Genomic DNA, 22386 nt, shown 5'->3' on the forward strand with positions numbered 1-22386 from the left:
GCACGGGCGCCGCCGGAGTTCCGCCGGCTTACGCGCCGTCGGAGCGCCCATCCTGAGCGGTGGGGAAATCGCCCTCGCCCTCGCCCTTGGTCGGCTGAGGCGCTGGCGGCGGGGGCGGAGTCGTGGCGGCTGCGGGCTTTTCCGAGGCCGGCTTGGCTGTGACAGGCTTCGCCGGCGCGGGCGCGCTGGCGCGGCGCCAGCGGCGCAGGCCGGAGAGCGGGGAGTCCGGGCGGCTCTTCTCCGGCCGCGGTACGGTGCCGGTGGCCGCCGAGGCGATGGGCTCGCTCTTGCTGTCGATCTGCCGCCCCTTCTCCTTCAGCAGCACGCGCCAGAGCACGAACAGCAGCAGCAGCGTGTAGGAGCCGGCGGTGAAGAAGAACAGCGCGCCCGGTCCGTAATGCTGCATGCCGAGCGAGGCCAGCGCCGGCCCGACCACCGAGCCGACGCCATAGAGCAGCAGCAGCCCGGCCGCCGTCTCCACCGCCTCGGAAGGCGCGGTGCGGTCATAGGCATGGGCCGCCGCCAGCGAATAGGCCGGCAGGGAGAGCGCGCCATAGAGCATGCCGAGCAGGCACAGCCCGAGCAGGTCGAAGGGCAGGGCGCCCAGCGCCAGCCCGGCCAGCAGCGCGCCGACCAGCAGCGTGGCGAGGATGCGCCGGCGGTCCATGCGGTCCGAGAGATAGCCCACCGGCCATTGCGCCAGCGCCCCCGCCACCACCACGGCGCTCATGAAGGTCGCGGCGCCGTCGGAGGTGAGGCCGCGCCCGATGCCGAAGATCGGCCCCAGCGACCACAGCGAGCCATTGGTGAGGCCGATGGCGAAGCACCCGACCATCGCCACCGGCGCCGCCTTGAACAGGCGCGGCAGGCGGATGCGAGCGGTCTCGATCGGCGCCGGCTGGGTGCTGGAGCCGATCGCCACCGGCAGCACGGCGAGGGAGAACAGGATGGCGGCGATGGCGAACAGGTCGAAGGCCCGCACGGGGTAGAGGGTGATCATCATCTGGCCGGCGGTGAGCGCGGCATAGTCGACGATGACATAGGCGCTCATGACGAAGCCACGCGTCTGGTTGGTGGCGCGGTCGTTCAGCCAGCTTTCGATCACCAGATAGAGCCCGGCGAAGCAGAAGCCGGTGATGGTGCGCAGTGCGAACCAGGTGAAGGGTTCGATGAACAGAGGATGCGCCATCATCGCCGCCACCACGCCCGAGGTGAGGGCGGCGAAGGCGCGGATATGCCCGGTGCGGCGCACCAGATGCGGCACGGCGAGGCAGCCGACCACGAAGCCGAGATAATAGCTCGACCCCAATATGCCGAGATTGATGGCGCTGAAGCCCTCGAAGGCGCCGCGCAGCGGCAGAAGCGTGTTCTGCAGGCCGCTCCCGGTTACCAGAAAGAACACGCCGAGCAGGAGCGCGGCGACAGGGCCGAGAGTCTGGGCCATGATGGGAACCGGACGGTGAGGGTGGCGGGCGCGCGGAATCCTTGTTCCGCAAGGTCCGGTTAGACCTGATCTTTGGCGAAGTCGAGACGGGGATTGGTATGAGTGACGGTGCGGTACGGCTGAAGTCGGACTTCCTGGAGGTGGACATTTCGCCTCAGGGCGCGGAGATGGTGGCGCTGAGGGACCGGCACGGGCATGACCTGCTGTGGAACGGCGACCCGGCCTTCTGGACCGGCCGCGCGCCGCTGCTGTTTCCCATCGTCGGGCGGCTGCCCAACGACCAGCTCGTGCATGACGGCAAGGTCTATCCCATGGCGCAGCACGGCTTCGCCCGCCGCCGCGCCTTCACGCTGGAGGAGGCGACGGATCAGGCGGTGCGTCTGGCGCTGCACGACGATGAGGAGACGCGCAAGCAGTACCCGTTCCCGTTCTCGCTCACCGTGACCTACCGGCTGGAAGAGGCGACGCTCACCATCGAGGCGGAGGTGGCGAACACGGGGCCGGGCGTGCTGCCGGCGAGCTTCGGCTTTCACCCGGCCTTCCGCTGGCCGCTGCCCTATGGCGGCACGCGCGCCGACCACCGGCTGGTGTTCGAGAAGGCGGAAGCGGAAGCCATCCACCGGCCGGTCGGCGGGCTGCTCTCCACCGCCACCGAGGCCAACCCGGCGGCGGGCGCGATCCTGGAGCCGACCGATGCGCTGTTCGAGCGTGACGCGCTGATCTTCCTTGATCTGCGCTCGCGCCATGTGCGCTTCGGCGTGCCGGGCGAGCCGGGGCTGGAAGTCGCTTTCCCGGACATGCCGCATCTCGGCATCTGGTCGAAGCCCGGCGCGCCCTTCCTGTGCATCGAGCCCTGGGCCGGCTATGCCTCGCCCGAGGACGGGCCGGCCGAATTCATCGACAAGCCGGGCCTGTCGCTGCTGGCGCCGGGCGCCACCAAGCGCTTCGCCATGTCGGTCCGCTGGCTGCCCGATGTCGGCCGGCTGATCGGCCCGCATGAGGTGGAGGGCTAGCGATGCGCGGTGCGCCGATGCGGGGAGGAGCGGGTCGGAAAACCGTCTCCATGCTCGACCTGTTGCGTGGGGAGAACCTCCTTGGCATCAGCGTCGGCGATAGTCGTAAGAAGGTAATAGGCAAAATTGGGAAGCCAACTATGCAAGATATCTATCTTGCAACTGGCAACATTTGTTATCGATACAATGATATTGAAATGGCATTTTACCATGTTGATGATGAATTGTGTTACGTTGTGTTTTATGGAAAGGGAAAAAATGGAAGAAAGGAAAATTTTCGCCTTCCGCGATTCATAAAACGTAGAGACAGAATTCTTAGGGACATAAACTATGAAAATATGATCCGTCTTCTTGAGAAGAACAATATCTGGTACTCGGTCAGAGCGAGCGTTGGCGATGATGATAAGCGCCTTGACGTAAAAAACGGAAGTATGACATTCTACGATGCGTGCGAAGATGGAAATTTTATTTTATATGCACTGTATCTTTATCACGTATGACAAGAAATTGTCCGGCTGAGGGCATCAATTCATCGCGCTGGGCCGCCTTGGCCGCGCGGGGCGGCTGCCGGAAGAGGGCCCCGGCGCCGTCATTGCCTCCCGCGCGGTGTTCTGAGACCATCGCCGGGCACGAAGGCTCGATGGTGAAGATGGTGCGTTACGGCCTTTATCGTCTCAAACTCCTTGCCGGCGCCGCCGTGGCGCTGGCCGGCTTAATCCTGCCGGCCTTCGCCCAGGCCGGGCCGCCGCCTGCCGCGCCCAGGCCTGTCGTCGTCTGGGATGTTCCCGCCTTCGATGCCCTGCCGGACGATGAACAAGGGCGGCTCGCCCGCTATGGCCGCTCGGTCATCGAGGCGACCTATGCCCATATCGGTCCGGCCGTCGCCGATCCCGCCGCCCGCTTCGCCGGCAACAATCTGGCGTGCGCCAACTGCCATTTGCAGGCGGGCCTGAAGAAATTCGGCCTGCCGCTGGTCGCCGCTTCCGCCGACTACCCCGCCTATAGCACCCGATCCGGCGCGGTGAGTTCGCTGTTCGACCGCGTCAATCAGTGCCTGAAGCGCAGCATGAACGGCCGGCCGATGGGAGAAAACGACCGGCCCATGCAGGCGATCCTCGCCTATCTCGACTTTCTCGCGACCAACATCCCGCCGGATGCGTCGATTGTCGGCGCCGGGGCGGGGGCGATCCCTGAACTGGGCCGCGCGGCCGATCCGGTGCGGGGCGCGGCGATCTATGCCGCCAATTGCGCGGAATGCCACCGCCGCGACGGGCTGGGCGTGCGGCGCAACGAGGCGCAGCCGGATATGGGCTATGCCTTCCCGCCGCTCTGGGGGCCGGACAGTTTCAATGACGGCGCGGGCACGGCGCGGCTGATCACGCTCGCTAATTTCGTCCATGACAATATGCCGAACGGCACGTCCTGGGTGGCGCCGACACTCGCGCCGCAAGACGCCTGGGACGTGGCGGCTTTCGTGCTGTCGCAGAAGCGGCCGCAACTCGACGGCATCGACCGGGATTTTCCCGATCTGCTACTGAAGCCGGTGGACGCGGCCTATCCGCCCTTTGCCGACAGCTTCCCGGCCGAGCAGCACCGCTACGGTCCCTTCGCCCCGATCCGGGCCGAGATCGCCCGGCTGAAACAGGCGCGCGGGGCGATCCCTAATCCCAACATGCCCTGACACGACGTGCCGGGCACGGCACGCCGTCAGAGCGGCCGGGCGCCGGCGCGCGGGTCGGCCGTTTCGCCGAACGTGTCGCCGATATGGGTCAGTTCGTCGATGAAGCGTTGGCACCAATGATGGATGGTGTTGGTCTCCACCGTGCTCATATTGGTGCGCCAGCGCTCCTGCCGCTCCTCGCGCGGCATGTTCAGCGCCCGGTCCATCGCCGCCGCCATGCCCTCAATGTCATAGGGGTTGACCAGCAGCGAGCCCTTCAGCTCGTCCGCCGCGCCGGCGAAGCGCGAGAGCACCAGCACGCCGGGGTCCTCCGGGTCCTGCGCCGCGACATATTCCTTGGCGACGAGGTTCATGCCGTCGCGCAAGGGCGTCACCAGCCCGATGCGGGCGCGGCGATAGATGGCGGCCAGCGTCGCGCGCTGGAACGGGCGGTTGAGATAGCGCAGCGGCACCCAGTCGAATTCGGCGAACTCGCCATTGATGGCACCGCCCAGCTCTTCCAGCTCGCGCCGCAGCGCCTGATACTCGGCCACCTCGCTGCGCGAGAGCGGCGCCACCTGCATCATCGTCACCTTGGAACGGTGCTCGGGATAGCTGCGCAGCAACTCGCCGAAAGCCCCGAACTTGCCGGGCAGGCCCTTGGAATAGTCCAGCCGGTCGACGCCGACGGCCAGCGCTCGGCCGGCGAGGCTTTCGTTTAGCCGCCGCTCCTCCTCGCTGCCGACCGACTTCCTGGCGTCCTTGACGAAGGCGTCGGCGTCGATGCCGATGGGATAAGCGGCGACGCGGAAGCGCCGGTCCTTCAGCCCCACCGTGCCGCCGGGCGCGATCCAGCCGCGCACTTCGGAGGAGATGTAGGTCAGCAGCGCGCGGACATCGTTTTCGGTCTGCAGCCCGACGAGATCGTAGCGCGAGAGGTCGTCGACCAGCGCCGCGTGCGAGGGCAGGCTGAGATAGACCTCCGGCGTCGGCCAGGGGATGTGGTGGAAATAGCCGATGCGCCCCTCGAAGCCGAGCTTGCGCAGTTCCGCCGCCAGCGGGATGAAATGGTAGTCATGCACCCAGACAATGTCGTCGGGTTTCAGCAGCGGCATCAGCGCGCGGGCGAAATGCTCGTTGACGCGGCGATAGCCCTCCCAATCCGCCTTGCGGAAGGAAAGAAGGCCCAGCCGGTAATGGCACAGCGGCCACAGCGTGCCATTGGCATAGCCGGCATAATGGGCGCGCTGGTCCTCGGGGTCGAGGTTGAGCAGGGCATAGGTGACGCGGCCGGAACGGAAGACCTTGGGCGTGTCAGGCGGGTTGACTTCGGTTTCCCCGCTCCAGCCGAACCAGAGCCCGCCGCGCTGGCTCAGCGCCTCGCGCAGGGCCACCGCCAGTCCGCCCGCCTTGGCCGCGCGCTCCTTGGGCGACGCCACCCGGTTCGAGACGATTACGAGCCGCGCCAAAAGGCTTCCTCCCATGTCTTCGACAGACGCATGGCGGTGTCGATCAGGCCGACCATGGAATAGGTCTGCGGAATATTGCCCCACAGCTCCAGCGTCTGGTTGTCGATGTCTTCGGACAGCAGCCCGGCCGGGTTGCGCCGGGCGAGCAGGCTGGTGAACATCTCGCGCGCCTCGTCGCGGCGGCCGATCAGGTCGAGCGCGCCAGCGTACCAGAACGAGCAGATGGTGAAGGAGGTTTCCGGCAGGCCGAAATCATCCTCGCCGGCATAGCGCATGAGGTAGCCATTGCGCTTGAGCTCGCGGCCGATGGTCTCCACCGTGGCGACGTAGCGCGGATCGTCCGGCCGGACGAAGCCGAGTTCGGCCAGCAGCAGCAGGCTGGCGTCGAGCTGGCCGTCCTCCTCCGCATCGACGAAGCTGCCGCGCGCCTCGTCCCAGGCGAAGGCGAGGATGCGGGTGCGGATCTCGTTGGCGTGCTGGGTCCAGAACGCGGCGCGGTCAGGCAGTTCGAGCACTCGGGCGATACGGGCCAGCCGGTCGCAGGCGGCCCAGCTCATCACGGCGGAGAAGGTGTGCAGCCGCCGCTTGCCGCGCAGTTCCCACAGCCCGGCATCCGGCTCGAAGGCGAATTCCACCGCCCGCGCGCCAACCCCTTCCAGCAGCTCGAACAGCGCCTTGTCGCCGCGCTTGGGCAGGCGTTCGTCGAAGAACATCTGCGCCGCCGCCAGCACGACATGGCCATAGCCGTCATTCTGCACCTGCTCGCCGGCCTGGTTGCCGACGCGCACTGGCCCCATGCCCTGGAAGCCGGAAAGCGCCGGAGCGAAGCGCTCCTCCAGCGGCGTGCCCGGCACGATGGAATAGACCGGCGCCAGCCGCCCCGAAGGCTCGGAGGCGATCACCGTGGTGAGATAGCGGATGTAGTCTTCCATGGTGCGGGTGGCGCCGAGCATGTTCAGCGCCCGCACGGTGAAATAGGAATCGCGCAGCCAGCAGTGGCGGTAGTCCCAGTTGCGGATCGAATGCGGCGCCTCGGGAATCGAGGTGGTGAGCGCGGCGACGATGCCGCCGGTCTCCTCGAACGCGCAGAGTTTCAGCGAAATGGCGGCGCGGATCACCGCGTCCTGCCACTCATAGGGAATGGAGAGGTAGCGCACCCATTCGTGCCAATAGTCGCGCGTCTTTTCCTCGAAGCCGCGCGTGGTGTCGGCGATGCTGGCGGGGAAAGGTTCGTCCGGCCCCAGCACCAGCGTCGCCGCCTTGCTGAGCACGAAGGGGCGCTCTTCCATCACATAGACGATGGGCAGGTCGGTGGTGGCGCGCAGCGTCACGTCGTCGCCGGCAAAGCGCATGTGGTTGGAGCCGCGCACCGGCGCCGGGCGCTGTTCGCCCCAGTTGAAATGCGGGCGCAGGCGCAGCGTCACACGGCACATGCCGCTGATCGGCTCGATCCGCCGCACCAGCATGGCCGGACGGTAGATGCGGTCATAGAGCTTGAAGCGCGGAGCGAAGTCGACGATGCGCAGCTTCGCGCCCTGGTCGTTCTCCAGAATGGTCTCGATGATCGCGGTGTTGGTCTGGTAGCGGCGCGTCGCCTTCACCTGGCCTTCCAGCACTACGTCGAAGAAACCCGCCTCCGGCTCGGTGCCGCCGAGCAGGGAGGAGAACACCGGGTCGCCGTCGATGCGCGGCCAGCAGCACCAGCCGATGCGCCCGTTACGGTCGATCAGCGCGGCGATGGTGCCGTTGCCGATGGCGGCCAGGTCGAGATGGGTGCTCACGAATTCACGCGCTCCAGTGCCGTGGGAAGGTCGGTCAGCCAGCGCCGCACCTCGGTGGGCGAGGCGAGCTTGTAATCGGCCTGATCGGTCGGGCGGGACCCGACGGCGAGGGCAAGGCCGCCGGCGGCGCGGACAGCGCGGAAGCCGTCCTCATCCGTCACATCGTCGCCGAGAAACACCGGGCGGCGGCCGGCGAACAGAGCCGAGTTCATCAGCTCCGCCACCGCCGTGCCCTTGTTGCGGCCGGCCTGGCGGACTTCGATGACGTATTTGCCCTTGAGAAATTCGACCCCGCCATCGATGCCGGTGCCGAGCGCGATCACCCGGTCCATGATCGCCTCGCCGAACTGCGGCACGGCGCGGAAATGCACGGCCAGCGACAGCGGCTTGTGCTCGACGAACACGCCGGGCCAGGTGGCCAGCACCTCGTCCAGCGCCTGTTCCAGCGGCCGACGCCATTTCGGCAGGGGGATAGGCACGGAGGGGGCGTCCGGGGCGAGGCGCACCTCCGCCCCGTGCTGGCCGGAGGCGGCGAGGCGGGTGGGGGCGAAGCGGCGATCCATCCAGTCGATGGTCCGTCCGGACACCAGCGCCACCGCGCCGTCGAGCGCGCCCTGCAGGCGCGCCAGCAGGTCGGGCAGGTCGTCGGGAATGCTCACGCCCTCGGGGTGGTCCGCATGCTCGATCAGGGTACCGTCAATGTCGAGGAAGAGAGCCCAGTCGGGGCGTGGAAGCAGGGGGAAGTGTGCGCTGGGTGCTGTCGCCATGCTGTCGTTTATTCCGCCTGGGTCCGGCATAGTGAGGTCGAAAGAGCGGCATAGGCTGCCGGCACGGTCGCCGGCTGCCAACAACGCGCGAGAGCCGGAGGCGTTCCAATACCTCGGTGAAAAAGCCGCGAAAGCCCGCCTTTCGCGGGGCGGTTGGCGGGCGTCCCGCGCGTGACGGCCTTGCCGCTCAACGGCGCGCGGTTTACATAGCGCCCAACCCGCACCTTATGACGCCGCGGCAGCGCGGCATGTTACCGGCTCGCCCGCACGCGCAGGATTTGGACATGGCTTATCAGTTTATCTACCACATGCACGGCATGACCAAGGCCTATCCGGGCGGCAAGAAGGTGCTCGACAATGTGCACCTGTCCTTCTACCCCGACGCCAAGATCGGCATTCTCGGCCCCAACGGCTCGGGTAAGTCCACCCTGCTGAAGATCATGGCCGGCATGGACAAGGACTTCTCCGGCGAGGCCTGGGTCGCCGAAGGCGCCCGCGTGGGTTACCTCCCGCAGGAGCCGCTGCTCGACCCCAACCTCTCCGTGCGCGAGAACGTGATGCTCGGCGTCGCCAAGCAGAAGGCGATCCTCGACCGCTACAACGAACTCGCCATGAACTATTCCGAGGAGACCGCGGACGAGATGACCGCGCTCCAGGACGAGATCGAAGGCCAGGGCCTGTGGGACCTCGACAGCAAGATCGACCAGGCGATGGACGCGCTCGGCTGCCCGGAAGAGGGCTCGGACGTTTCCAGGCTCTCGGGCGGTGAGCGCCGCCGCGTCGCGCTGTGCCAGCTGCTGCTCTCGCAGCCGGAACTGCTGCTGCTGGACGAGCCGACCAACCATCTCGACGCCGAGACCACCAACTGGCTGGAAGGGCATCTGCGCAACTATCCCGGCGCGATCCTGATCGTCACCCATGACCGCTACTTCCTCGACAATGTGACGGGCTGGATCCTCGAGCTCGATCGCGGTCGCGGCATCCCCTATGAGGGCAACTATTCCTCCTGGCTGGCGCAGAAGGCCAAGCGCATGGCGCAGGAAAACCGCGAGGACGAGGCCCGCCAGCGTGCGATCGCCTCCGAGGCGGAGTGGATGGGGGCCTCCCCGAAGGCCCGTCAGGCCAAGAACAAGGCCCGTATCCAGCGCTATGACGAGCTGGTGAAGAAGGCGTCCGAAAAGGCGCCGACCACCGCGCAGATCGTCATCCCGGTGTCCGAACGGCTCGGCAACAACGTCATCGAGTTCAACGGCCTCAGCAAGTCGTTCGGCGACAAGCTGCTGATCGACAACCTGTCCTTCAAGCTGCCGCCGGGCGGCATTGTCGGCGTCATCGGCCCGAACGGCGCGGGCAAGACCACGCTGTTCCGCATGATCAACGGGCTGGAGAAGCCCGATGCCGGCTCCATCACTGTCGGCGACAGCGTCCAGCTCGGCTATGTCGACCAGAACCGCGACGCGCTGAACGATAAGAAGACCGTGTGGGAGGAAATCTCCGGCGGCAACGAGGTGCTGTATCTCGGCAAGCGCGAGATCAATTCGCGCGCCTATTGCGGCGCCTTCAACTTCAAGGGCGGCGACCAGCAGAAGAAGGTCGGCATGCTCTCGGGCGGTGAGCGCAACCGCGTGCATCTCGCCCGCATCCTGCAGCAGGGCGCCAACGTCCTGCTGCTGGACGAACCGACCAACGATCTCGACGTGGAAACCCTGCGCGCGCTGGAAGAGGCGCTGGAAGATTTCGCCGGCTGCGCGGTCATCATCTCGCATGACCGCTTCTTCCTCGACCGTATCGCCACCCACATGCTCGCCTTCGAGGGCGAGGGCCATGTCGAGTGGTTCGAGGGCAACTTCCACGACTATGAGGAAGACAAGAAGCGTCGTCTCGGCGTCGACGAGATCGTCCCGCACCGGATGAAGCACAAGAAGCTGATGCGCTGACGCCATGACCGGACGGAGGGCGGCGATGACCGAAGACTGGAACCCCGCCCTCTACCTCGCCTTCGAGGATGAGCGCACCCGCCCGCCGCGCGACCTGCTGGCGCGGGTGCCGCTCGTCCATCCCCGCCGGGTGATCGATCTCGGCTGCGGGCCGGGCAATTCCACCGAGTTGCTGGCGCAGCGCTGGCCGCAGGCCGAGGTGATCGGCGTCGACAATTCCCCGGCGATGATCGAGCAGGCCCGCGCCCGCCTGCCGGGCCTCCGCTTCGAACTGGCGGACCTCGCATCCTGGACGCCGCCCGAAGGCACCGACCTGCTCTTCGCCAATGCCGTGTTCCAGTGGGTGCCGGACCATCTCGACGTGCTGGCGCGGCTTCTCGATCAGCTGCCGCCCGGCGGTGTACTGGCGGTGCAGATGCCGGACAATGTCACCGAGCCCTCGCATCTCCTGATGGAGGAAGCCGCCGCCGCCGGGCCCTGGGCAGCGCGCATCGCCGGCGCGGCCCGCGATGTTCTGCCGGCGGTTGGGGCCTATTACGACCGGCTCGCGCCGCTCGTCCGCCAGGTCGATATCTGGCACACGCTGTACAACCACCCGCTGGCGGGGCCGGCGGCCATTGCCGACTGGTTCCGCTCCACCGGCCTGCGCACCTATCTCGCGCCGCTCGACGCGGCCGAGCGGGAGGCGTTTCTCGCCGACTACACCGCGCGGCTGGCGAAAGCCTACCCCGCCCGCGTCGACGGCAAGGTGCTGCTGCGCTTTCCCCGGCTGTTCATTGTGGCGGTGCGCTGACGCCCGGCGCGGCGGACCGCCCGCGACGTGCAGGCCGGGCGCCCGCTCAGATGCCGGACTTCAGTGTGAAGGTCACGACCGCGTCCGGCGGACGCGACGGCGAGGTGAAGTCCTCCCAGAACCGGCCCCTGAGATTGCCCGAGGCGTCGCTGACCATCACGAAGTTGTTCTTGCCATTGGTGGTGAAGCTGAAGCCGCCGCCGGCGTCGCGATGCACGTTCACTTCGACGCACAAGGTCTTGTAGCAGTAGACGATGCGGTCGCCGTCGGTGAATTGAAGGCGGCTTATGTTCTTCGGGTCGCGTTTGTCCTTGAACGCGCCCTGCCACACCCAGCGGCCCTGAAAGTGTTCCATGCCGGTCTCGATGGTCGGCTTGGATTGCGCGGTCGCGCTTTGCAGACCGGCGATCTGCACGGTGGCCATCATGCCCGCGCCGGCAAGCGCCGCGCGCCACAAACTCTTCTTCATGGTCCGATCCCGGTGTGTCGCATGCCGTCGACTGGCATCATGGTAGGGTAGGAGAGTTGCCGCCTTTTGCAAAGCGCCGCGGTGCGTGAGCGATCCGCACTCCGGTCGGATTGCGCTCAAAGGTTCACAGCCGGGGGCGATACGGGTTATCTCAAGCCATGATGTTCCCCGCGCTTCGCCGCCCCCTTGTCGCCGCCGCCCTGGTGCTGGGCCTCCTCCTCGCCGCGCGCCCCGCGCTTGCCGATGCCGGCTTTGACCGCTGGCTGGCGGCGCAATGGCCGGCGGCGCAGGCCATCGGCATTTCCCGCGCCACCTTCGAGCGCGAGACCGCCGGGCTGGAGCCGGATTATGCGCTGCCCGACCTCGCCCTTCCCGGCAAGCCGAAGGCGCCCGACCGGCAGGCGGAATTCGTGCAGACCCCCGCGGCCTATCTCTCCGATAAGGCGATCGCCACCTATGCCGCGCGGGGGCGCAAGCTGGCGGCGCAGTACCGCGCGCAGCTCGACGCGCTGGAGCGGCAGTTCGGCGTGCCGGGGCCAATCCTGCTCGCCATCTGGGCGCGCGAGACCTCCTATGGCGGTGCCAAGCTGAACCATGACGCGCTGCGCGTGCTGGCGACGCAGGCCTATGTGGGGCGGCGCAAGGAGGAGTTCCGCGCCGAATTCCTCGCCGCGCTGAAAATCCTCGACGAAGGCCATGTCACCCGCGCGGCGATGAAGAGTTCCTGGGCCGGGGCGATGGGGCTGACCCAGTTCATGCCCACCGGCTATCTCGAATATGGCGTCGATCTCGACGGCGACGGCACCGCCAATATCTGGACCGACGTGCCGGAGGCGCTGGCCGCAACGGCGAGCCTCCTGAAGCAGAAAGGCTGGCAGGCCGGCAAGCGCTGGGCCTATGAGATCACCGTGCCGCAAGGCTTCGACTGCACGCTGGCCGAGCCGGAGACGCGGCTGCCGATCGGCGAATGGCTGAAGCGCGGTGTGAAGATTGCCGACGGGCGCCGCGTGCCGCCCGCCGCTCTGAAGGACGAGGCGTCGATCATCATGCCGGCGGGGCCGTATGGGCCGGCCTTCCTCACGCCGGCCAATTATTTCGTGCTGAAGAGCTACAATTTCGCCGACCTCTATGTGCTCTATGTCGGCCATCTCGCCGACCGCATCGAGGACGACAGGCCCTTCGCCCGCGACTGGGCGGAGATCGCGCTGGTGAAGACGCGCGATCTCGAATTCATGCAGAAGGTGCTGACCCGCGAGGGCTTCTACGCCGAGAAGATCGACGGCAAGGCCGGGATGAAGACCCGCGCCGCGCTCGGCGCCTATCAGAAGGCCAACGGTCTGCCGCTCGACTGCTGGCCCGACGCCGCCGTGGTGGCGCATATGAAGAAGGGCGGCTGAACCTCAGCGCGGCATGCGGTTGATGACGCGCAGATCGGCGTTGACCGTGAGATCGGCGGCGGAGAGCCAGAACACCTCGCCTTCGCTGTCTTCGGTGTCGAGCCAGAGGAAGGGAAGATGCGGGTATTCCGCCTGCAAGATTTCCTTGCCGGTGCCGAATTCGCAGATGAGCCCGCCGCCAGGGCTGAGATGGGCCGGTGCCTCCGCGAGGATACGGCGGACGATGTCGAGCCCGTCCGGCCCACCGGCAAAGGCGAGGCTCGGCTCATGGCGGTATTCCGCCGGCAGCGCCGCCATCGCCTCTTCATCGACATAGGGCGGGTTGGTGATGATGAGGTCGTAGACTTCGCCCTGGAGCGGGCCGAACAGATCGCCCTCCAGCAGCCGCACCCGGTCTTCGAGCCCGTGCTCGGCGACGTTCTCCGCCGCCAGCGTCAGCGCCTCGGGGGAGAGGTCCACCGCGTCGATCTCGGCATTGGGGAAGGTCATGGCGGCGAGGATGGCGAGGCAGCCCGAGCCGGTGCACAGGTCCAGCACGCGGCCGACCGTCTCCGGCTGCGGCACCAGCGAATAATCGCCACCGGTGAACAGTTCGCCCGCCATCAATTCGCCGATGAAGGAGCGCGGCACGATGGCGCGCTTGTCGGTGCGAAACGGCACGCCGCCAATATAGGTGCGGCCGAGCAGATAGGCGGCGGGCTGGCGGGTGGTGCAGCGCCGCTCGATGAGATCGGTGAGGCGCAGGCGCTCCTCATGGGTCAGGCGGGCGTCGAGCCAGGGCGAAAGGTCGTCCACCGGCAGGTTCAGCCCTTCCAGCACCATGAAGGCGGCCTCGTCCAGCGGCTCGCTGGTGCCATGGCCGAAGGCGATGCCGGCCTTGGCAAAGCGGCTCACCGCGTAGCGCACGAAATCCCTGACCGTCTTCAGATCGTCCGCCGCCGTCATCGCGCCCTCTCCCCGTTGTCGCGCCAAGGGTCAGCACGGCAGGCCGCCGAATGCAAGCTGCGGGCTTGTCATCGCGGCGTGAGAAGGGCGCGAAGCGGGGCTTGTCATCGTGGCGTGACAAGCGACGGGCTTGTCATCGCCCTGTGACCGGACGATAGGAAGGAGACAGGCTCGCAAGGGGACATGGCATGGCCGAGGCGCTGGACGACGAAATCACCTTGGTCATCGACCGCTCCGTCGCGGTCGTGCTGTTCGAGTTCCTCTCGCGCACGGTCGACGATGCCGATGGCGAGGCGATGGCCGAGTTCATCGAGGACGAGGCGGAGATTCCCGCGCTGTGGGCGCTGCTCGCCGGGCTGGAAAGCGTGCTCACCGAGCCGATGGCGGAGGATTATGAGCGCCGCGTGCTGAAAGCGCGCGAAGCGGTGATGAAGCGCTTTGGCGGCGCCTTCTCCGACAAGGGCGAAGACTGAGCAAGGGCGACGACTGAACTTAATCCGTCGCCGCCGAACCCAGACGTTCAGGGCGCGGCGGCGGCCGACACCGGCAGGGCGGCGGGCGCAGCCGGAAGCGCGGAAGACTTCGCCGCCGCACCGCCCGCACTGCCCACTTCCGCCGAGCGCTGCTGCGATTCGACATTGGCGACCACGGCGCGGCCGAGATCGCGGGCGAAGCAATTATAGCCCCAGTCGTTCATGTGGAACTTGTCCTTCCAGAGGAAGGAATCGAAGCCCATCGACGCCTTTTCGTGCCAGTCGCGCATCAGCGCGAAGCGGTGATACACCGCCACGCCTTCTTCCGCGCCCACCTCATCGATGAGGCGGACCATCGGCCCGCTATCGGCATCGGCGAGCACGCGCGGCGCATATTGCGGATCGACCAGCACCAGATCGGCGCCGATCGCCTTCACCCGGGCAATGGCTTCGTGCAGCAGGGCGTCGGCGGAGGCGAGGCCATTGTCGCGGAACAGCGCGTTCACGCCCGATTGCCAGATCACCAGCGTGGGTTTCAGCGCGGCGACATCGCTGTCGAACCGCGCCAGCATTTCCGGTGCGTCCTGCCCGTTGACGCCGCGATTGAGTACGGTGATGTCCGCGGCGGGGAAGCGCTCGCGCAGCATCGCCTGCAGGCGGGCGGGATGGCTCGCCTCCTGGCTGCTGGCGCCGGCCCCGGCGGTGGAGGAGGAGCCGATGGCGACGATCACCACCTTCTCGCCGGCCCTCAGCGCCGCAGCGGTGCGGGCGAGCGGGGCGTTGAGCTTCGCCAGCGTCTTCGTGCTGGGGCAGCCGGCGGGGATCATCGTCTGGGCGCGGGCCGGCAGGGCGGCGGGCGCCAGGACGGCGGCGGCAAGGGCGAGGGGGAGAAGACGGCGCAGCAGCATTTAGCGGGAACCGAGCGTTCGCAGATCGACGCCATCGACGATCATGGTCACCAGAAGGCGGCCAATGCAACTATGCACATCGTCGAACAGCGTGGGGGAGGGGCGGGCAGTGTCGAGATCGAAGACGCCATCGTCTTCCCAGAACCGCATGATGGCGTAGCGGTCGAAGAACGGCACCCCTTCGAGCCGCGCGGTCCAGCGCATGGCGTTGGTGTAGGCGCCGATATCGAAGGCGAGGGCGGTGCGCGGGCTGTATTGCGGGCTGACGAGAATGACATCGGCGCCGGCCGCGCGGGCTGAGCGGATGCCGGTGCCGACCGCGTCGGAGAAGGTGGAGGTTTCGGCGCCGAGAATGGCGTCGTAGGTGCCGGTCTGCCAAATCATCAGCGCCGGCTTGGTTTCCGCCAGCATGGCGGGCAGATCGGCGAGCATCGCCTCGGCGGTGGCGCGCGGCTGGCTGCGGGTCGTCACCACCACGCCGCCATCGGGATAGCGGGCCCGCAGCGTCTCCTCGATGTAGCTCGGGAAGCTGCGGCGGGCGACCGCCTTGCCGCCGTCAGAGGTGGAAGGCGGCTTGGCGGTGCTGGCGCTGTTGACCACCAGAATGGTGGTCGGTTCCTTCTTTTCCAGCGAGCGGGCAAGGCGCGGCAGGGCGAAGCCGGCGCGGGTGAGGGCGGACGGCGCGGCGCACACCTTCCCCGTCTCGGCGGCGGCCACAGTGCCGCCGTCCCAGGCAAGGACGCTTGCGAAGACAACACCCAAAATCCAGCGTTTCACGTCGAACCGCGCTAGCCAGCCTTCTTGCGCGCCATACGGTCGCGCTCGGCGCGAGCATACCACGACAGCAATGCCGAGAGACCTACCATTAAGGCGATGCCGGACACGCTCATGGTTAATTGCATGAGCACCGTGCCGGAGACCTCGTTCAGCACGAAATGTGCGGCAAAAGAAAGGAAGACGCCGAAACAGAACACCTCAAGTGAGTGCTGACCGCACATAATGAGCGGTTTCAGCAACTCCCAGCGCAGAAAGGCAGCGTGCACCGGTATCAGCCTGACGATGACAACCGCCAGCGCCAGAAAATGCACGAAGCGCAGCACGGAAAGGTCGGTCTTGCTGATGGGGTAGATGATGTCGCCGATTACCGGCGGCACGAAACCTTCCATCGGCGGCCAGTACCAGCTGGTGACCACGGCCAGCGACAGCACGAGATAGAGGACGGACAGTACCAGCACGAGCCGCGAATGCACCAGACCGGACAGCCGGTCGCTGCCGCCGAGGCCACACCAGCCGCCGAACACAAACATCAGCTGCCAGGCGAAGGGGTTGAAGAACCACATTCGGTCGTCGGGATAGCCCGGCAGGTTGAAGCCGAGGAACTGCACGGCGAGCCAGAGCAGGAAGGAGGCGAAGAGCGTGGCGTCGGGCCAGCGCTTCAGCGCCCACAGGATCGGCGGAAAGGTCGCCAGCAGCACGATGTAGAGCGGCAGCACATCCATATTGGCCGGCCGGAACTTCAACAGCAGCGCCTGCACCAGCGCCACGTCCGGCTCGGCCAGGAACTGCAGCGCGCCCATCTCCTCGGCATAGAGGGGGTTCTCGAAACTGCCGACGACATAGGAGATTTCGGCGAGATAGATGACGAACAGAAAGATGAAGGCGACATAGAGCTGCCACGCCCGGCGCAGGATGCGGGCGGAGGTCACCATCACGCCGCTGGAGTCGAGCTGGCGCCCATAGACCATGGCGGCGGTGTAGCCGGAGATGAAGACGAAGATCTCGGTCGCGTCGGAGAAGCCGAAATTGCGGTTGGTGATCCAGTTGCCGACATTGTTGGGCACATGGTTCAGGAAGATGAACCACAGCGCCAGTCCGCGGAACAGGTCGAGCCGCAGATCGCGCCCGGAGGCGGGCGGGGGCGGGGCCGGCCGTTCGGCCGGCTCCGCGTGCGTGGTCGCCGTGGCGGCGAGGGGCGCAGGCACCGTTCCGCGCTACTTCTTCAGGCCGAAGCCGAGGAACAGCACGGCGATGCCGTTGAACACCAGGTCGATGCCGAGCAGCAGGCCGAGCACCCACAGCCCGCTCACCGGCCAGCCGGCGATGATCTCGATGCCGAGCAGAATGGCGATGACGGCGGAAAAGGCGATCCAGCCCCAGCCCTCGGCCGGACGCAGCCGGAAGGCGGCGACCAGACGGAACACGCCGCCGACGATCAGCGACACGCCGAGAAACAGGGTGAGGAACTCGGCCGCCACCATCGGCACGAAGATGCAGACGAGGCCGGCGGCGAGGAACAGCAGGCCGTCGAGCAGCCAGAAGGCGAAGGCGCCCCAGGTCTTGACCTGAAAGGCGTGGATGACCTGCGCGCCGCCGGAAATGGCCATCATCACGCCGATATACAGCACCGAGACCACGGTGCTGAGCACGAGATTGCCGAGCGCGATGGCGCCGGCCATGACCATCAACAGGCCGAGCGCGACAAACCAGCCCCATTTGGCGCGCAGTTCGGAAAGATGCCCGGCGACCATGCCGCCCGGCGTCGGCGAGAGGGAACCCGATTGCGAAGACATGTGGTCGATCCTCATTCTTGCCCGCCACGCCGGCAGCGCGGTAACGCAATCCCGCCTCCCGGAGTTCCAGCGACTCGTGTTGAACGAGCGCCCTAACGTATAGGCTGGCACTGCCCTGTCGTCATGGAAGAACCGGATGCCCACCCGATCCCCCGCGCCGCCGGCGCCTGACCTGTTCGGCGCGCCGGTGGCGCTGCCCGGCCGCCGCCTCACCGCGCAGCTCACCCAGACACTGATCGCCGATGGCCCAGGCTTCGCCACCCGCGCGGTGGCAGAACTCGCGGTCACGCTTGAGGGCATTGAAGGCGATCGCCATGCCGGTTTTGCCCGCCGGGCGGATACGCGCGTGCCGTGGTATCCGCGCGGCGCGCCGATCCGCAACAGCCGGCAATTGTCGCTGGTGGCACCCGACGAACTCGCCGAGATCGCCCGCCGGCTCGGCGTGCCGGCGGTGGAGCCGGAATGGATCGGTGCCAATCTGATGATTGCGGGCGTGCCGGATCTCACCGGCCTGCCGCCGGGCACGCGGCTGCATTTCACCGGCGGCGCTGCGCTGGTGGTGGAGGGGGCGAACGCGCCCTGCCGCCATGCCGGGGCGGCGATCGCGGCGGCGACCGGGAACAGCGCGGCGGAGGTGGATTTCGCCAAGGTGGCGAAGGGGCTGCGCGGGCTGGTCGCCTGGGTCGAGCGTGCCGGCCCGCTCACGGCCGGCACCGAGGTGAGCCTGCGCATTCCGACCCAGCGCCTTTGGGGCGGCTGAATGAAAACGGCCGGATCGCGGGGGCGATCCGGCCGTTTGGTCATCATTGGTCTTGCGCGGCGTCCGCTCAGCGGACGGCGAAGCCGGTCTCGGCCACGGGCGCGGCGGCGGTGGGCGGCACGGCGCCGGCACTCGCGGTGGCGGGCGCATTGCCCGGCAGGACCACGACCTTGGTGCCGACCTTCACCTTGTCATACAGCGCTTCCACGTCCTCGTTCAGCATGCGGATGCAGCCCGACGACATGAACTGGCCGATGGTGGAGGGCTGGTTGGTGCCGTGGATGCGGTAGATCGTGCCGCCGAGATACATGGTGCGGGCGCCGAGCGGGTTGCCCGGGCCGCCGGCCATGAAGCGCGGCAGATAGGGCTGGCGCTCGATCATTTCCGCCGGCGGGCGCCAATCGGCCCATTCCGCCTTGCGGCTGATCTTCTCGGTGCCGGCCCAAGTGAAGCCCTCGCGGCCGACGCCGATGCCGTAGCGCTCCGCCTTGCCGCCGGGCAGCACGTAATAGAGGTAGGTGTTCGGGGTGTCGATGACGATGGTTCCCGGGGGCTCCTTGGTCACATAGTCCACCACCTGGCGCTTCAGATTAGCCGGAAGCTCCTTGGGCGGGCCTTCTTCCGGCTGGTCCTCGGGCGGCAGCATGGCGACGCTGGAGCCGTTGGCGCCAGCGGTGTTGGCGCCATTGCCCACCGGCGCGGGCGGCTGGCCATAGGCCGGCGGCTGGCCGTAGTTGGGCTGGCTATAGGCCGGCTGCGGCGCCGCGGCCTGGTTGCCATAGGGCGAAGCCATGCCGGCTGGCGGCTGGCCGGAGTAAGCCCCGGCGGGGTAGCCGGAAGGCTGGCTCGACGGGGCGGTGTAAGGAGCGGTAGCCACCGGCGGAACACCCGGCGCCGCCGGGGCATAGGGATCACGCACGCCGGGAGGAGGCGCGCCATAGGCCGCCTGCGGCTGGCCATAAGCGCCGGGCTGGCCATAGGCCCCCGAGGGTGCCGCCGCGCTGGGGGCCTGCGCCCCATAGGGGTCATAGGCGGCCGGGACCTCGACATTCTCATTCGCGCGGCTGCCTGCCGCGTCATAGGCCGACCCACCCTGCGCAGCCGGGTCCTGGCCTTCGACGGGGTAGTACTGGGCTGCGGCGGTGCCGACCGATGCCAGGACCGTGAAGGCGACAGCGGGAACGAAACCGAGGCGAACGACCATCATCAAGCCTTAATCGAATCTGTCGGCGCGGAACTGCGCCAAAATGTTCTGCCGAGGGACATGACGCAGGATCAAGGCAGGTTCAAGACCATAAGTCCTCACGAAAACGCGGGTTCCGCCCTGCCATGCGCGTAGCGCGGGGCTGATGCAGCGGCGCCACAGGTCACCCAGCGGCAGGGCCAGCCTCGTCCGCGCGCTCGCGCCGCCAGCCGACGGCCGCGTCGGGGTGACAGTCGGTGGAGGCGAAATAGGGCTTGATGTCGAGGAGCGGCGTGCCGTCGAGGCAGTCCGGGCCGATCACGGTGAGCCTGCCGCCGTCGATCCCGAGCAGCCGCACCGCGCTCAGGGCGATGGGGTTGGGCCGGGCCGGGCTGCGCAGGGCGAAGGTGCCATGGGCGGTGCCGGAGCGCCGCGGCACCTGCATCACAAGGTTGCGCGGCGCCTGATCCATGAAATAGAGCAGCCAGAGATGCGTGGTTCCCTCAAGTCCCTGCAGCGCGGGGCGAAAGGGTGGGTCGATTTCCACCGTGCACACGTGCTGCCGCGCCATCGCCTCGCCGGCATTTTTCGGGCAGTCGGCGCGCTGCGTCCACGGGGTGCGGATGCGGCCGATGAAATAGAGCCCGGCGTCCGGCTGCGCCGGCAGGTCCACCGTCACCTCGCCGGGGCGCACGCCGAAATCGCCGGCTGCGCCGGTCACACCGTGCGCGGTGTCGTCCTTCTCAACGCTCATGATGCGTCACGGCCCCTTGCGTCGGGTCGGGATAAGACATAAACATATCTTTATATCTTTCTTGGAGGTCTCTTTGTCCGCTTCCCCGCTCGGTTTCGCGTTGCTGCTCGACGGCCTGAAGGCGGCCGGCGAGGACACGCGATTGCGCCTGCTGGCGCTGATCGGCGAGGGCGAACTGACCGTTTCCGAGCTTACCGAGATTCTGGGCCAGTCGCAGCCGCGAATCTCGCGCCATCTCAAGCTTCTGGCCGAGGCCGGGCTTGTCGAGCGCTTCCGCGAGGCGAGCTGGGTGTTCTACCGCCGCGCCGTCGACGCGCCCGGCGCCGCGCTCACCGATGCACTGCTGGAACTGATGGCGCCTGATGACGAGGTGCTGCTGCGCGACCGCGAGCGGCTGGATGCGGTGCGCGCCGCCCGTGCCGCCCATGCGCAGGCCTATTTCCGCGCCCATGCGCATGAATGGGACGCCATCCGCCGGCTGCACGCGCCGGAGGCGCAGGTGGAAGCCGCGATCCGGCAGGCGCTGGCCGGAGGGCGCATCGGCAGCCTGCTCGATCTCGGCACCGGCACCGGGCGCATTCTGGAACTGTTCGCGGGCGAGATGGAGCGCGGCGTCGGCATCGACCTTTCCGCCGAAATGCTGGCGGTGGCGCGCGCCAATCTCGACCGCGCCGGCGTCCGCAACGCCACGGTGCGCCAGGGCGACATTTACAGCCTCGCTCTGCCGCGCGACGCGTTCGACGTGGTGATCGTGCATCAGGTGCTGCATTTCCTCGAAGACGCGCCGCGCGCCATCAAGGAAGCCGCCCGGGTGCTGCGCCCCGGTGGGCGACTGCTGGTGGTTGATTTCGACCCGCACGACCTCGAATTCCTGCGCGAGCAGCACGCCCATCGCCGTCTCGGCTTCGCGCCGGAAATCATGGAAAGCTGGCTCGCCCAGGCCGGACTCGTGCCGCAATCCCATCGCCTGCTCGCCCCCAAGGACCATGGAACGTCCGGGGAGGGCCGGCTCACCGTGTCGCTCTGGCTCGCCCGCGATCCCCGCATCGTGCGGGCGGAAGCCCAACACAACAAGGAGGTCGCCTGATGTCGTCGGATGTCGAGCGCCGCAGCCGCCGCGCCGGCGGGCGGCCCATTTCGGTGTCGTTCGAGTTCTTCCCGCCGAAGACGGCCGAGATGGAGACCACGTTGTGGAACTCCATCACCCGTCTCGCGCCGCTGGCGCCGAAATTCGTCTCGGTCACCTATGGCGCCGGCGGCTCCACCCGCGAGCGCACCCACGCCACAGTGGAGCGCATCGTCAAGGAAACGCGCCTCGCGCCGGCGGCGCATCTCACCTGCGTCTCCGCCACCAAGGGCGAGGTGGACGAGGTGGTGCGCGGCTATTGGGACGCCGGGGTCCGCCACATCGTGGCGCTGCGCGGCGATCCGCCGGGCGGGGTCGGCCATCATTATGAGCCGCACCCGGACGGCTACCGCACCACGGCGGAACTGGTCGCCGGCATTCGCCGCATCGCCAATTTCGAAGTGTCGGTCTCGGCCTATCCGGAAAAGCACCCGGAGAGCCCCTCGCTCGACACCGATCTCGACATTCTCGCCGCCAAGGTGGAGGCCGGGGCGACGCGGGCCATCACCCAGTGCTTCTTCGACAATGATCTCTACTTCGCCTATCTCGACAAGGTGCGGGCGCGCGGCATCGATGTGCCGATCGTGCCGGGCATCCTCCCCGTCTCGAACTTCAAGCAGGCGAAGAATTTCTCGGAGAAGACCGGCACCTTCATGCCGGACTGGCTGGCCGCCCGCTTCGAGGGTCTGGACAACGACCCCGAGACCCGCAAGCTGATCGCCGCCGCTGTCGCGGCCGAGCAGGTGTTCGATCTCGTGGATCGCGGCGTCACCGAGTTCCATTTCTACACGCTCAACCGCGCCGATCTCGTCTACGCCGTGTGCCACCTCCTGGGCATCCGCCCGCCGCAGGAGGTCAATGGCGCGGGCGACGGCAAGGGACAGGCGGCGGCATGAGAATTTCGCGTCGGCGTGCCATATAGTAGGGGCACTCCACG

22 protein-coding genes are annotated in these 22386 nt (G+C 67.5%); 10 read left to right on the forward strand and 12 right to left on the reverse strand.

Annotated elements, in window-relative coordinates:
* Nucleotides 1-28: 28 nt before the first annotated feature.
* A complete protein-coding gene (locus ACO07Z_RS20280; RefSeq protein WP_421700356.1) occupies nucleotides 29-1444 on the reverse strand; it encodes an MFS transporter in 1416 nt (471 codons plus the stop codon).
* Nucleotides 1445-1542: 98 nt separating this feature from the next.
* Here ACO07Z_RS20280 and ACO07Z_RS20285 point away from each other — a divergent pair, with 98 nt between their 5' ends.
* From ACO07Z_RS20285 to ACO07Z_RS20295, 3 genes are all read left to right on the forward strand, one after another.
* A complete protein-coding gene (locus ACO07Z_RS20285; protein ID WP_421700357.1) occupies nucleotides 1543-2457 on the forward strand; it encodes an aldose 1-epimerase family protein in 915 nt (304 codons plus the stop codon).
* Nucleotides 2458-2459: 2 nt separating this feature from the next.
* Nucleotides 2460-2957 (forward strand): hypothetical protein, encoded by a 498-nt coding sequence (locus ACO07Z_RS20290; protein ID WP_421700358.1) that lies wholly within the window; start codon nucleotides 2460-2462, stop codon nucleotides 2955-2957.
* A gap of 149 nt (nucleotides 2958-3106) precedes the next feature.
* Complete coding sequence (locus ACO07Z_RS20295) at nucleotides 3107-4138, forward strand: c-type cytochrome (protein WP_421700853.1); 1032 nt, start codon at nucleotides 3107-3109, stop codon at nucleotides 4136-4138.
* Nucleotides 4139-4164: 26 nt separating this feature from the next.
* On the opposite strand, the gene otsA is transcribed toward ACO07Z_RS20295, so the two are convergent.
* From otsA to otsB, 3 genes are read right to left on the reverse strand one after another with little or no spacing between them, the layout of a single operon-like run.
* On the reverse strand, nucleotides 4165-5586 hold the full coding sequence (gene otsA / locus ACO07Z_RS20300; protein WP_421700359.1) for an alpha,alpha-trehalose-phosphate synthase (UDP-forming): 1422 nt from the start codon (nucleotides 5584-5586) through the stop codon (nucleotides 4165-4167).
* Nucleotides 5571-7367, reverse strand: coding sequence for a glycoside hydrolase family 15 protein (locus ACO07Z_RS20305; RefSeq protein ID WP_244375862.1), 1797 nt, complete (start codon nucleotides 7365-7367; stop codon nucleotides 5571-5573). Before ACO07Z_RS20305 ends, otsA begins: the two co-directional genes overlap by 16 nt.
* Nucleotides 7364-8134 (reverse strand): trehalose-phosphatase, encoded by a 771-nt coding sequence (otsB, locus tag ACO07Z_RS20310; RefSeq protein ID WP_421700360.1) that lies wholly within the window; start codon nucleotides 8132-8134, stop codon nucleotides 7364-7366. The genes ACO07Z_RS20305 and otsB overlap by 4 nt, the downstream gene beginning before the upstream one ends.
* Nucleotides 8135-8418: 284 nt before the next feature.
* Between otsB and ettA the strand changes: the two genes are divergently transcribed.
* Both ettA and tam read left to right on the forward strand, forming a co-directional pair.
* Nucleotides 8419-10071, forward strand: coding sequence for an energy-dependent translational throttle protein EttA (ettA, locus tag ACO07Z_RS20315; protein ID WP_421700361.1), 1653 nt, complete (start codon nucleotides 8419-8421; stop codon nucleotides 10069-10071).
* Nucleotides 10072-10096: 25 nt separating this feature from the next.
* Nucleotides 10097-10864: a trans-aconitate 2-methyltransferase gene (tam, locus tag ACO07Z_RS20320; protein ID WP_421700362.1), complete on the forward strand. Its 768-nt coding sequence runs from the start codon at nucleotides 10097-10099 to the stop codon at nucleotides 10862-10864.
* Nucleotides 10865-10910: 46 nt separating this feature from the next.
* Here the strand turns inward: tam and ACO07Z_RS20325 are convergent, their stop codons facing one another.
* Nucleotides 10911-11333 carry a hypothetical protein gene (locus ACO07Z_RS20325; protein ID WP_421700363.1) on the reverse strand — a complete coding sequence of 141 codons (423 nt, stop codon included), beginning with the start codon at nucleotides 11331-11333 and terminating at the stop codon, nucleotides 10911-10913.
* 158 nt (nucleotides 11334-11491) lie between these two features.
* Here ACO07Z_RS20325 and ACO07Z_RS20330 point away from each other — a divergent pair, with 158 nt between their 5' ends.
* Nucleotides 11492-12730: a lytic murein transglycosylase gene (locus ACO07Z_RS20330; protein ID WP_421700364.1), complete on the forward strand. Its 1239-nt coding sequence runs from the start codon at nucleotides 11492-11494 to the stop codon at nucleotides 12728-12730.
* Between the two features lie 3 nt (nucleotides 12731-12733).
* Here ACO07Z_RS20330 and prmB read toward each other — a convergent pair whose 3' ends face one another.
* Nucleotides 12734-13675, reverse strand: a complete 942-nt coding sequence (gene prmB, locus ACO07Z_RS20335; RefSeq protein ID WP_421700365.1) for a 50S ribosomal protein L3 N(5)-glutamine methyltransferase — start codon at nucleotides 13673-13675, stop codon at nucleotides 12734-12736.
* A gap of 188 nt (nucleotides 13676-13863) precedes the next feature.
* Here prmB and ACO07Z_RS20340 point away from each other — a divergent pair, with 188 nt between their 5' ends.
* On the forward strand, nucleotides 13864-14148 hold the full coding sequence (locus ACO07Z_RS20340) for a hypothetical protein (RefSeq protein WP_421700366.1): 285 nt from the start codon (nucleotides 13864-13866) through the stop codon (nucleotides 14146-14148).
* A gap of 47 nt (nucleotides 14149-14195) precedes the next feature.
* On the opposite strand, the gene ACO07Z_RS20345 is transcribed toward ACO07Z_RS20340, so the two are convergent.
* From ACO07Z_RS20345 to ACO07Z_RS20360, 4 genes are read right to left on the reverse strand one after another with little or no spacing between them, the layout of a single operon-like run.
* Entirely contained in the window at nucleotides 14196-15056 is an 861-nt protein-coding gene (locus ACO07Z_RS20345; protein WP_421700367.1) for an SGNH/GDSL hydrolase family protein, read from the reverse strand.
* Nucleotides 15057-15833: an SGNH/GDSL hydrolase family protein gene (locus ACO07Z_RS20350; RefSeq protein ID WP_421700368.1), complete on the reverse strand. Its 777-nt coding sequence runs from the start codon at nucleotides 15831-15833 to the stop codon at nucleotides 15057-15059.
* A gap of 11 nt (nucleotides 15834-15844) precedes the next feature.
* Complete coding sequence (locus ACO07Z_RS20355) at nucleotides 15845-17038, reverse strand: OpgC family protein (RefSeq protein ID WP_421700369.1); 1194 nt, start codon at nucleotides 17036-17038, stop codon at nucleotides 15845-15847.
* A 9-nt stretch (nucleotides 17039-17047) separates the two neighbouring features.
* Entirely contained in the window at nucleotides 17048-17626 is a 579-nt protein-coding gene (locus tag ACO07Z_RS20360; RefSeq protein ID WP_244375884.1) for an HdeD family acid-resistance protein, read from the reverse strand.
* Nucleotides 17627-17762: 136 nt separating this feature from the next.
* On the opposite strand from ACO07Z_RS20360, the gene ACO07Z_RS20365 reads away from it, so the two are divergent.
* A complete protein-coding gene (locus tag ACO07Z_RS20365; RefSeq protein ID WP_421700370.1) occupies nucleotides 17763-18386 on the forward strand; it encodes an MOSC domain-containing protein in 624 nt (207 codons plus the stop codon).
* A 67-nt stretch (nucleotides 18387-18453) separates the two neighbouring features.
* On the opposite strand, the gene ACO07Z_RS20370 is transcribed toward ACO07Z_RS20365, so the two are convergent.
* Both ACO07Z_RS20370 and tsaA read right to left on the reverse strand, forming a co-directional pair.
* Nucleotides 18454-19593 carry a L,D-transpeptidase family protein gene (locus ACO07Z_RS20370; protein WP_421700371.1) on the reverse strand — a complete coding sequence of 380 codons (1140 nt, stop codon included), beginning with the start codon at nucleotides 19591-19593 and terminating at the stop codon, nucleotides 18454-18456.
* A 160-nt stretch (nucleotides 19594-19753) separates the two neighbouring features.
* Nucleotides 19754-20323, reverse strand: coding sequence for a tRNA (N6-threonylcarbamoyladenosine(37)-N6)-methyltransferase TrmO (tsaA, locus tag ACO07Z_RS20375; protein WP_421700372.1), 570 nt, complete (start codon nucleotides 20321-20323; stop codon nucleotides 19754-19756).
* A gap of 73 nt (nucleotides 20324-20396) precedes the next feature.
* Between tsaA and ACO07Z_RS20380 the strand changes: the two genes are divergently transcribed.
* Both ACO07Z_RS20380 and metF read left to right on the forward strand, forming a co-directional pair.
* Nucleotides 20397-21410 carry an ArsR/SmtB family transcription factor gene (locus ACO07Z_RS20380; RefSeq protein ID WP_421700373.1) on the forward strand — a complete coding sequence of 338 codons (1014 nt, stop codon included), beginning with the start codon at nucleotides 20397-20399 and terminating at the stop codon, nucleotides 21408-21410.
* A complete protein-coding gene (gene metF, locus ACO07Z_RS20385) occupies nucleotides 21410-22345 on the forward strand; it encodes a methylenetetrahydrofolate reductase [NAD(P)H] (RefSeq protein WP_244375891.1) in 936 nt (311 codons plus the stop codon). The genes ACO07Z_RS20380 and metF overlap by 1 nt, the downstream gene beginning before the upstream one ends.
* The last annotated feature ends 41 nt before the right edge of the window (nucleotides 22346-22386 follow it).

Source organism: Ancylobacter sp. (assembly GCF_965229075.1).
Taxonomy (GTDB): Bacteria; Pseudomonadota; Alphaproteobacteria; order Rhizobiales; family Xanthobacteraceae; genus Ancylobacter.

Coding starts and splice junctions, on each gene's coding strand:
- ACO07Z_RS20280 (WP_421700356.1), bottom strand. CDS start 1,444: ATGGCCCAGACTCTCGGCCCTGTCGCCGCGCTCCTGCTCGGCGTGTTC.
- ACO07Z_RS20285 (WP_421700357.1), top strand. CDS start 1,543: ATGAGTGACGGTGCGGTACGGCTGAAGTCGGACTTCCTGGAGGTGGAC.
- ACO07Z_RS20290 (WP_421700358.1), top strand. CDS start 2,460: ATGCGCGGTGCGCCGATGCGGGGAGGAGCGGGTCGGAAAACCGTCTCC.
- ACO07Z_RS20295 (WP_421700853.1), top strand. CDS start 3,107: ATGGTGCGTTACGGCCTTTATCGTCTCAAACTCCTTGCCGGCGCCGCC.
- otsB (WP_421700360.1), bottom strand. CDS start 8,134: ATGGCGACAGCACCCAGCGCACACTTCCCCCTGCTTCCACGCCCCGAC.
- ettA (WP_421700361.1), top strand. CDS start 8,419: ATGGCTTATCAGTTTATCTACCACATGCACGGCATGACCAAGGCCTAT.
- tam (WP_421700362.1), top strand. CDS start 10,097: ATGACCGAAGACTGGAACCCCGCCCTCTACCTCGCCTTCGAGGATGAG.
- ACO07Z_RS20325 (WP_421700363.1), bottom strand. CDS start 11,333: ATGAAGAAGAGTTTGTGGCGCGCGGCGCTTGCCGGCGCGGGCATGATG.
- ACO07Z_RS20330 (WP_421700364.1), top strand. CDS start 11,492: ATGATGTTCCCCGCGCTTCGCCGCCCCCTTGTCGCCGCCGCCCTGGTG.
- prmB (WP_421700365.1), bottom strand. CDS start 13,675: ATGACGGCGGCGGACGATCTGAAGACGGTCAGGGATTTCGTGCGCTAC.
- ACO07Z_RS20340 (WP_421700366.1), top strand. CDS start 13,864: ATGGCCGAGGCGCTGGACGACGAAATCACCTTGGTCATCGACCGCTCC.
- ACO07Z_RS20345 (WP_421700367.1), bottom strand. CDS start 15,056: ATGCTGCTGCGCCGTCTTCTCCCCCTCGCCCTTGCCGCCGCCGTCCTG.
- ACO07Z_RS20360 (WP_244375884.1), bottom strand. CDS start 17,626: ATGTCTTCGCAATCGGGTTCCCTCTCGCCGACGCCGGGCGGCATGGTC.
- ACO07Z_RS20365 (WP_421700370.1), top strand. CDS start 17,763: ATGCCCACCCGATCCCCCGCGCCGCCGGCGCCTGACCTGTTCGGCGCG.
- ACO07Z_RS20370 (WP_421700371.1), bottom strand. CDS start 19,593: ATGATGGTCGTTCGCCTCGGTTTCGTTCCCGCTGTCGCCTTCACGGTC.
- tsaA (WP_421700372.1), bottom strand. CDS start 20,323: ATGAGCGTTGAGAAGGACGACACCGCGCACGGTGTGACCGGCGCAGCC.
- metF (WP_244375891.1), top strand. CDS start 21,410: ATGTCGTCGGATGTCGAGCGCCGCAGCCGCCGCGCCGGCGGGCGGCCC.